An 8,972-nucleotide genomic window follows, 5' to 3' on the forward strand; every position below is an offset into this window, starting at 1 on the left:
AGCGCTCAAGACGGATCACAACCATACGCACTACCTCACGCCACAAGGCTGGCAGCCTTTCAAGGAAATCCAAGAAATCATTCATGTGAAAGAGGCAAAACCTATTGTCTTGACGGTACGAGAAACGATCTGGGGACCGGTACTGCACAACGATGGTGACAAGCACTTCGCATTTCATTGGGTGCTGTATCATCCTGAGTCCCTCAACGCCAATCTTCTGCGCCTTGAAGCAGCCCAGAATATAGATGAAGCCCTTAGGTTAGCGCCACATTTGGGCATGCCTCAGCAAAATGCGGTGATTGTTGATCGCGATGGCAATATCGCCTGGACAATCTTTGGCCCTGTCCCCGATAAGATGGCGGCTGATTATCGTTATCCGGGCGATTGGTCGTCAGGCACTGTCGGCTGGCGCGGTTTTCTGCCGTATGCGGAACATCCGAAAGTGAAAAATCCTCCGCACGGTCGCTTGTGGTCAGCCAATGGGCGCACGGTGTCCGGTGACACTTTTCGGAAGGTGGGGGATGGTGGATTTGTGCTCGGCGCGCGGCAGAGACAGATTCGCGATCGACTGTTCGCAATGACACGACCCATCCGCATCAAGGACCTCTATGCACTGAGCCTGGATGACGAAGCGCGCTTGCTTCAGCGATGGGCGCCCAGAGCTGAAAGTATTGCGAAGTCACTCCCACACCAAGCGGCTAACCAAATTGTCTCTTACTTACGTCATTGGGATGGCCGTGCGCGCGCTGATTCGGTGGCATATCGCTTGGTTCGGACATTCCGGGATGCCGTACATGCTGAAATTGTGGGGGCCATTAACCAAGCTTGCCGACAAGTGGCCAAAGAGTGCAATTATTGGCGACTGGGTTCGCGCCGGGAAATCGTGGTGTGGGAGCTTATCACGCAAAAGCCCAATTCATGGCTGCCGAGAGGTGTCGCAAGTTGGCAGGCGTTAGCACAACGCGCCGCAGAAAAAGCATGGGCGCCGGTACTGGCATCGCCAGAGAAGCTTGCGCAATGGACGTGGGGACAACGAAACCAGACTCGGATTGAGCATCCGATCATGCGTCATATACCAGGCCTCGCGCATTGGTATCGAATGCCTCACATCGGTCAGTCTGGTGATTGGTTTATGCCCAAGGTGGCGCAACCAGCGTTTGGGCAGTCCGAAAGATTAGTGGTGCAACCGGGCAATGAGGCCGAGGGCTTGTTTAACATGCCAGTTGGGCAAAGTGCCCATCCATGGTCGCCGTATTTTGGCCGCATGCATGGTGATTGGCAACAGGGAAAGCCTCAGTCATTTTGGCCAGGAAAGACGAAGTGGGCTTTGCGGCTTGTGCCTGTGAACTAGATGCCAGATTGTCGTGTCACATCGACGAAAAGGGTCAGCGTTTGGCCTGGCTGCAAATATTTTTGACCGTGAAGTTGGTTCCAACGGATGAGTTGTTTGACAGAGACACGGAATTTCTGGGATATCTTGGCCAACGAGTCGCCTCGGCGCACCCGATACCGAATTTTTCGGGTTCGTTGATTGGCGTTCAGTGCTGTGGTGACATTGGCCGCAGAATCTTTCCAGATCACCAATGATGTCCCCGCACGAAGCGGATCGGTCGGTGCCATGCCGTTCCAACGCGCCAACTCGCGCATGCCTACTTTGTAGCGACGGCTGATGGTCCAAAAACTTTCGCCCGGGGCAACCCTGTGGATCAGTTTATGCTTAGCCTTAGGCGTGGCGCGCAAACGCGCTAAGCGTGCGTCTTTGCTTAATCGATAAGCATCGAGCGAGCGTGTCGCCTTGGGAATCATCAAATAGTCACCGGCACGGATGATACCACCGCGGATGCGGTTGACCTTTTTAATCAAATCGACGGTGGTATGGAAGCGTTTTGCCAGCTTATTCAAGCTATCGCCGTTTTGAATGCGATACCGCACCCATTGAATCCGTTTCCCCGGGGGGAGCATGGCCAGTTTTTTTTCAAAAAGCTCAGCCTTCTCAATCGGCAGCAACAGTTCATGCGGGCCATCGGGGTCCGTTGCCCAGCGGTTGAATGCGGGATTGTAGCGATAAATATCATTGATGCTGATACCAGCCAGTTGAGCGGCCAAGGCAAGGTCAATCTGCCCCCCAGTTTGTACGCGCGTCAACAGTGGTTGGTTGGGAATGTGTGGCAGGGCAATGTTGTAATGGTGGGCATTGGCAACTAGTTCCGACAGCGCAATGAGTTTTGGCACATAGGCCTCGGTTTCGCGCGGCAGGTCAAGCGCCCAAAAATCGGTCGGTTTCCCACGACGTTTGTTTTTGCGAATGGCACGCAACACATTGCCTTCCCCTGAGTTGTACGCCGCCAGCGCCAAAAGCCAGTCGCCGTCAAACAGATTGTGAAGGTACTTGAGATAAGCAATGGCGGCATCGGTGGCACGGAGAACATCGCGACGACCGTCATACCACCAATTGAGTTTCAGGCCAAAACGGCGACTGGTGCCTGGAATAAATTGCCAGATGCCTGAGGCGCGCCCGTGTGAATACGCGAAAGGGTCAAATGCGCTTTCAACGATGGGTAGGAGTGTCATTTCGGCAGGGAGCCCTTCGCGTTTGATTCGTTCAAAAATCAAATAGAGAAAGGGACGACCCCGTTCAAATGTTCGTTTCAGATAGGCTGGATGTCTTTTGTACCAATTCAATTGCGCTTTCACGCGCTTGTTCATGGGCCGGGCCATACGCATTTGTGAGCGAAGCGCGTCTATCAGGTCAGGAGACAGTAATGTGCTGGACCAACTGTTTGATTGGCCAACAGCCGAGGGCAGCATGTGTCGGTCTAACGTGGGTTGAAAAAACACCGTCTTGTCAAACTGACTGGCCAGTGTGTTAAGCGCCATTGTTTGCTGCGCCGTTGTTGGTTTTGGCACAGGCAATAAATCGCTGCTCCATGTTGGGAGGGCGATGAGTAAACAAATAATCCACACTAAACTGGCACGATGTCGCATATTCGAAGACGTCCCACCGACCGGGCGCGCATTGTACAAATATTACGCAATATGTTCAAAAATTGTCTTTCAGACGCCGAATGGCGGCGAAAGTTTCGATGGGTGTTGCCAAAGACTGACCGATAAGTTTTTCCACATTCCGGCGCACCTCTGGGAGATCAGCGCGCAGAAAAGGATTGGTTGCTTTTTCAAGTTCGATGGACGACGGCAACGTGATTTCGCCCTGTTGACGCAAGGCCATTACCGCCTCAAGACGGCTTTTGAGCACTGGATTATCTGGCTCAATGGTCACAGCAAATTTAAGATTGCTTAATGTGTATTCGTGCGCGCAGTAAATTCGTGTGGTATCGGACAAAGCTTTGAGCTTTGATAAGGATGTCCACATTTGCTCGGCACTGCCTTCGAACAGGCGGCCGCAACCACCGGCAAACAAGGTGTCACCAGTCAAAGCGATGCCATGACCCATGTAGGCCACGTGGTCCAAAGTATGGCCGGGGACTTCAACGACGCGCAATTGAATCGGCAATGGCGACAAGGTGATAGTATCGCCTTCTTTCACTGTTTCGTGAGGGCAGCCCGTTTTGTGGCTGGCAGGGCCAATGATGCGACAACCAAACTGTTCAAAGAGTGTGCGCACTCCGCCAACATGATCGGCGTGGTGGTGGGTCACCAATATACCAACGAGCTGTTCATGGCTTTTCAAAAGTGTGCGTATCACTGCGTTGGCATCACCTGGATCAACCACATAAGCGTGCTCGCCATCACTCAGCTTCCAAATATAGTTGTCAGAGAATGCTGGTATCGCATCAATCTTCATCATGAAACCTGTTCACTTTCATAAGGCATTAAGACTATCATAACAAATGAACAGACGTTGATGACTGAGATGGAAGACGCAAAGACTGTACCACTGACGACCTGGCGACAGTTGCCGCATGGGCTACTGTTGAGGAATCATGTCGAACGATACTTGCGCGGCAGCCTACAGCATGATTCGAATGAGTGGTCGGTGGACATCGGCACCATGTCTTCGGAGGTGGATCTGACGTCTGTTCGGGGAAGTCGATACATCAGACTTGGTTGGCTTGGAGACGCTTTCTGCGATGTGCACGCAGATCCCCAAGCGCTGCCTTTGGCGACAGAAAGTGTGGACCTGATAATGGCCGCCTTTGTTTTGGGGTATTGCGAGAGCCCACATACCACGCTACGTGAAATGCACCGTGCGCTGCGAAGTGGTGGACAACTGGTGTTGGTCGAATTCAACCCAATTGGGCTCTGGGGCATTCGTCATTGGTTGGGACGTGTTCGGCAAAATAATCCGGTTTGGCAAGCGCGCTTGATCCGCTATCGACGTTTACGAGATTGGTGTCAGCTGCTTGGTCTTGGAATTGAAAATCATATTCGCTTGGGACCTTGGTGGCCTTTTCAGCCCAAGCGGCCTCGCGTCGCGGCAAGTTGGTTGACTTTTGAATGGCCTTTGGCCGCCATCGGCGCCATTCAAGTGTTTGTCTTGAAGAAGAAAACATATCAACTGATAACGGCTAGAGAAGTGTTCACCAAAAAGCGGCTGATACCGGCCAATCCGGTCAGGGACATGCCGTTGGCCCGCTATGACACTGGTCGCCGAAGAACAAAAGGATAGCAAGCGGATGTCACAAACCAAGATTGTTGAAGCTTTTACCGACGGGGCTTGCAAAGGCAACCCCGGACCTGGTGGGTGGGGCGTTGTCCTCCGCTTTGGCGCGCACGAAAAAGAACTTTTCGGCGGTGAGCAAGTGACGACCAATAATCGGATGGAGTTGAAAGCGGCCATTGAAGCCTTGCGCGCGTTGAAACGGCCCTGTCGCGTTAGGATTACGACTGACTCACAATATTTAAGAAAAGGTATTACCGAGTGGTTACCGAAGTGGGAGCAGCGTGGATGGCGAACTGCGTCCGGTAAGCCAGTCAAAAATCAGGATCTCTGGCAAGAGTTGTCGAAATTGGTGGCACAACATGAGGTGTCCTGGCGCTGGGTGAAGGGGCATGCCGGTCATGTCGAGAATGAGCGGGCAGATGCACTGGCAAACCAGGGGGTCCCTAAGACATAAGGAGCATCAAGCGAATGAGACAAGTGGTACTGGATACAGAAACAACCGGCCTGGAACCCTCACAAGGGCATAGAGTCATTGAAATCGGTTGCGTGGAATTGATTGATCGGAAGTTAACCGGTCAACGTTTCCACCGCTATATCAACCCTGAGCGAGAAGTGGAAGCGGGGGCATTGGAAGTGCATGGCATCGACAATGCTTTTTTGGCAGACAAGCCCCGCTTTGTTGAAATCGTCGATGAATTGATCGAGTTCGTCAATGGCGCAGAATTGATCATCCATAATGCACCCTTTGACGTCGGATTCCTCGATCACGAGTTGGCACTCGCTTCGGAAAAACTTGGGCGAGATCTCGGTCAATTGCGTGATTACTGTACTGTGTTAGATACGTTGGTACTCGCCCGTGAGCTGCATCCTGGGCAGCGAAATAGTTTGGATGCCCTTTGTAAACGCTACGGCATTGATAATTCACAGCGCGAACTTCATGGCGCCTTGCTCGATGCTGAGATTCTCGCCGAAGTTTTTCTCGCCATGACCGGTGGTCAGGTCGCGCTTTCATTCTCGACTGACACATCAACGCAATCGAGTCACTGGCAGATTGGTGGGCAACTTGACATCAAGCCGGTGAAACGGCAAGGCAATCCGCTCACCGCGAGGGCGACGTCGTCAGAGCTGGAGGCGCATCGCGAATACTTGGACAAATTGGCGGAAAAAAGCGGCGAAAGCGTCTGGCGCAAACTTCAATGGCCGGAACAATAACAAGAGGCAATAGGCGAACACCTCGTTTAAGACCGCATAAAATATTGCTGGTGTGATGAGAAGCCTACGGCTTTGGTAAATCACACCAGTCAAAACAACATTAATTTGATTTGTCTTTTGTAGGGCGGCGCGTATCAAGATTTATCGGGTTGAGTTTGGCGATCAAACGTTCGTCTCAGTGCTGGACTTTTCTCCTCTTGCAGTGATTGGGGTCGGTAAATAGGAGACTTGAGGGAATAAACCGCCAAAGAGAAAGGGGCGGGCAATCATGCCCACCCCTTGCCAGGACGTCAGATCATACGGTCTGAAATCAATGGCCGGATTTGCGATCAGCCGCTTCCTTTAATGCTTGACACTGATCAGCGCTTTCATCGATTTCTTTGGTTGAATGATGATGAATCCAGCCTGCTTTATACATATATTGTGTCGCCGGATCCAATGCATAGGTGACCATCACCCAGCCCGTGAGTGACATGCTCAGTGTATAGGGCAGTGCCATAATCACCATCCGGCCATAAGACAGGCGAACCAATGGCGCAATGGCTGAAGTCAGCAAGAACAGGAAGGCTGCCTGACCATTCGGAGTGGCCACACTTGGGATGTTGGTCCCTGTATTGATGGCCACGGCCAGTTCATCAAACATATCACGCGTGATTTCGCCTCTGAGCAAGGCATTTTTCACTTCATCAATATAAACTGTAGCCACAAAGACGTTGTCCGAGACTGCAGACAGCAGACCATTGGCAACATAGAAAATGCCAGTTTGATGTTCACCACCGTGATGCAATACCCACTCAATAATTGGGGTAAACAATTGCTGATCGGCAATGACGCCGACAATGGTGAAAAAGACCACAAGCAGTGCAGTGAACGGCAACGCTTCTTCGAATGCTTTCCCAATCTGGTGTTCTTCAGTAATGCCAGTAAATGCGGTGGCAAACACGATCACACTCAAGCCAATCAGACCCACCGCAGCAAGATGAAGCGCCAGCCCAATGATCAGCCAAACCGCAACCGCGCCTTGAATGATGAGGCTAATTTTTTGGCGTTGCGTCCGCCGTTCGTCTTCGTGATGCATATAATCTTCCATGACTTTACGGACCTGTTCCGGCAACTCGCCGCCATAGCCAAACCAGCCGGTTTTTTCCAATACTATGACGGTCAGCAAACCGACAACAAATACCGGCACTGTCACTGGTCCCATGCGCAAAAAGAACTCGATAAATTCCCAATGGGCTTTCGTCGCAATCAGCAAGTTTTGCGGTTCGCCCACAAGCGTCATCACGCCACCCAGTGCTGTTCCAACAGCGCCGTGCATCAACAGGCTCCGTAAAAATGCACGAAACGTCTCCAGATCTTCTCGGTGCTGCTCGTGCAAGGACTCATCATTTGAGTGATCGTGTTCGTCATAGAAACCTTTGCCTGACGCCACGCGGTGGTAGACGCCATAGAAGCCAACGGCAACCGAAATAATCACGGCGGTGACGGTGAGTGCATCGAGAAAAGCGGAAAGAAACGCACCGGCAATTGAAAACATTAGGCCGAGCGCCACTTTGGAACGAATTTTCAGCAAAATTCTTGAGAACGTGAACAAAAGCAAATCTTTCAGGAAATAAATGCCGGCGACCATGAAGATCAGCAGCAGAATCACTTCGAGATTCGCTTCGACCTCGTGTAGGGCGGTCGCTGGGGAAGTCAGACCAATGACAATGGCTTCAAATGCCAATAAGCCGCCTGGTTGCAGTGGGTAGCATTTCAATGCCATGGCCAAGGTGAAAATGAATTCACCAATCAATAACCAGCCCGCGGTTTCTCCGCCGAGGAAGTAGTAAGCGAGCGGGTTGATGATCAAAAATGCCAGAATGGTTTTTTTATACCAGTTCGGCGAATGTCCAAGAAAGTTGTGGACGAAGGATTGAACGGCAGTTTCTTTCATTATTATAAAGCCTCATTGGTTGTGACCTGGCTGAATTATAGCAGAGGATGATGGAACAAATAGGGGATTTTGGAACCATGTTCGATGCTTGGGCGGGGCTGGGTTGTGTGGTATGCTCATCCGACATGTTGGTAGCTTGATGAGCGTCGAAGATCATGACGTCACCATTGCGTGCACGGACACCGGCAGCTTTTGCCGAACAATATATCATCGAATCCATTTGGCAGGAGCGTTTCCCTCCAGGCTCGGCGTTACCTGCTGAGCGAGAACTTTCGGAATTGATAGGCGTCACCAGAACAACGCTGCGCGAAGTGTTGCAGCGCTTGGCGCGGGATGGCTGGCTGACCATTCAGCATGGTCGGCCTACGCGAGTGAACAATTACTGGGAGACAGCTGGCCTCAACATTCTGGACACCTTAGCCTGTCTGGATGATTCCGGTGAGCTTGATTTGGTTTGGCAATTGCTTGAGGCGCGAACAGCCATGGCGGCTGTGTTTCTGCGTGCCGCAATCAAGAGAGACCCGGAACCTGTTGTCGCCTTATTGAAAGAATCCGAAGACTTGTCGGATGATGCGGTCAGTTTTATCAATTTTGACTGGAAATGGCTGCACACGCTGACGCGGGCGACGGGCAATACCGTGTATACGCTCATATTGAATGGCTTTAAGACCTTGTACAAACGTGTCGGGCGTTACTATTTCTCAAAACCGGAAGCGCGTCGTCTGGCGCGGGATTTTTATCGTAACCTCGCTGAAAAAATGGCGGAACGCGATACCGAAGCGGCAATCTCTCTTTTGTACAAATACGGACGGGAAGGCGGTGCCTTCTATAAAAGTTTGCGTGAAGAGATGCCGCCGCTCACCGAACTGGACGAGATGGACTAGTCGCGGACACCTTGTTTTTCCTCGGGCGGACAGGAAGCGATTAAGGTCTCTGAGCCATCGGATGATTTTTGAACCAAGTGCACCGGAAAGCCCCATAACCGATGGAGGTGCTTCAACACCTCCACGTAGTCATCAGCCAGCGGAATATCATTATGGGGGACGTAGGTTAGAGTCAGTGAGCGATCACCGCGCATGTCGACAGAGGTAATTTGGATATTCGGCTCATTCATACTCAAGTTATATTGATTCGACAAAGCGGTACGTAACTTCCGATAGCCGCTATCATCGTGAATGGCTGAGATAACGAGTTCACGTTCCT

General features: G+C 51.6%; 9 protein-coding genes. 5 read left to right on the forward strand and 4 right to left on the reverse strand.

The window, feature by feature from the left end:
• Positions 1 to 1,351: penicillin acylase family protein (locus D6694_02810; GenBank protein RMH46954.1), on the forward strand; the 1,351-nt coding region annotated here is incomplete at its 5' end.
• Here the strand turns inward: D6694_02810 and D6694_02815 are convergent.
• Together D6694_02815 and gloB are read right to left on the reverse strand one after the other, a co-directional pair.
• On the reverse strand, positions 1,348 to 2,985 hold the full coding sequence (locus tag D6694_02815; GenBank protein RMH46955.1) for a LysM peptidoglycan-binding domain-containing protein: 1,638 nt from the start codon (positions 2,983 to 2,985) through the stop codon (positions 1,348 to 1,350). The two genes, D6694_02810 and D6694_02815, sit on opposite strands and share 4 nt — an antisense overlap.
• A gap of 55 nt (positions 2,986 to 3,040) precedes the next feature.
• Positions 3,041 to 3,802: a hydroxyacylglutathione hydrolase gene (gene gloB, locus D6694_02820; GenBank protein RMH46961.1), complete on the reverse strand. Its 762-nt coding sequence runs from the start codon at positions 3,800 to 3,802 to the stop codon at positions 3,041 to 3,043.
• A gap of 60 nt (positions 3,803 to 3,862) precedes the next feature.
• Here gloB and D6694_02825 point away from each other — a divergent pair, with 60 nt between their 5' ends.
• The 3 genes from D6694_02825 to D6694_02835 are packed head-to-tail and all read left to right on the forward strand — an operon-like array spanning position 3,863 to position 5,833.
• Complete coding sequence (locus D6694_02825) at positions 3,863 to 4,627, forward strand: class I SAM-dependent methyltransferase (protein RMH46956.1); 765 nt, start codon at positions 3,863 to 3,865, stop codon at positions 4,625 to 4,627.
• 7 nt (positions 4,628 to 4,634) lie between these two features.
• Positions 4,635 to 5,075, forward strand: a complete 441-nt coding sequence (locus D6694_02830) for a ribonuclease HI (GenBank protein RMH46962.1) — start codon at positions 4,635 to 4,637, stop codon at positions 5,073 to 5,075.
• A gap of 14 nt (positions 5,076 to 5,089) precedes the next feature.
• Positions 5,090 to 5,833, forward strand: a complete 744-nt coding sequence (locus tag D6694_02835) for a DNA polymerase III subunit epsilon (GenBank protein RMH46957.1) — start codon at positions 5,090 to 5,092, stop codon at positions 5,831 to 5,833.
• A gap of 310 nt (positions 5,834 to 6,143) precedes the next feature.
• Here the strand turns inward: D6694_02835 and nhaB are convergent, their stop codons facing one another.
• Positions 6,144 to 7,769 carry a sodium/proton antiporter NhaB gene (gene nhaB, locus D6694_02840; protein RMH46958.1) on the reverse strand — a complete coding sequence of 542 codons (1,626 nt, stop codon included), beginning with the start codon at positions 7,767 to 7,769 and terminating at the stop codon, positions 6,144 to 6,146.
• 155 nt (positions 7,770 to 7,924) lie between these two features.
• Here nhaB and fadR point away from each other — a divergent pair, with 155 nt between their 5' ends.
• Positions 7,925 to 8,653, forward strand: a complete 729-nt coding sequence (gene fadR, locus D6694_02845; protein RMH46959.1) for a fatty acid metabolism transcriptional regulator FadR — start codon at positions 7,925 to 7,927, stop codon at positions 8,651 to 8,653.
• Here fadR and D6694_02850 read toward each other — a convergent pair.
• On the reverse strand, positions 8,650 to 8,972 hold a 323-nt coding region (locus D6694_02850), incomplete at its 5' end, for a SpoVR family protein (protein ID RMH46960.1). The two genes, fadR and D6694_02850, sit on opposite strands and share 4 nt — an antisense overlap.

Source organism: Gammaproteobacteria bacterium (assembly GCA_003696665.1).
Taxonomy (GTDB): Bacteria; Pseudomonadota; Gammaproteobacteria; order Enterobacterales.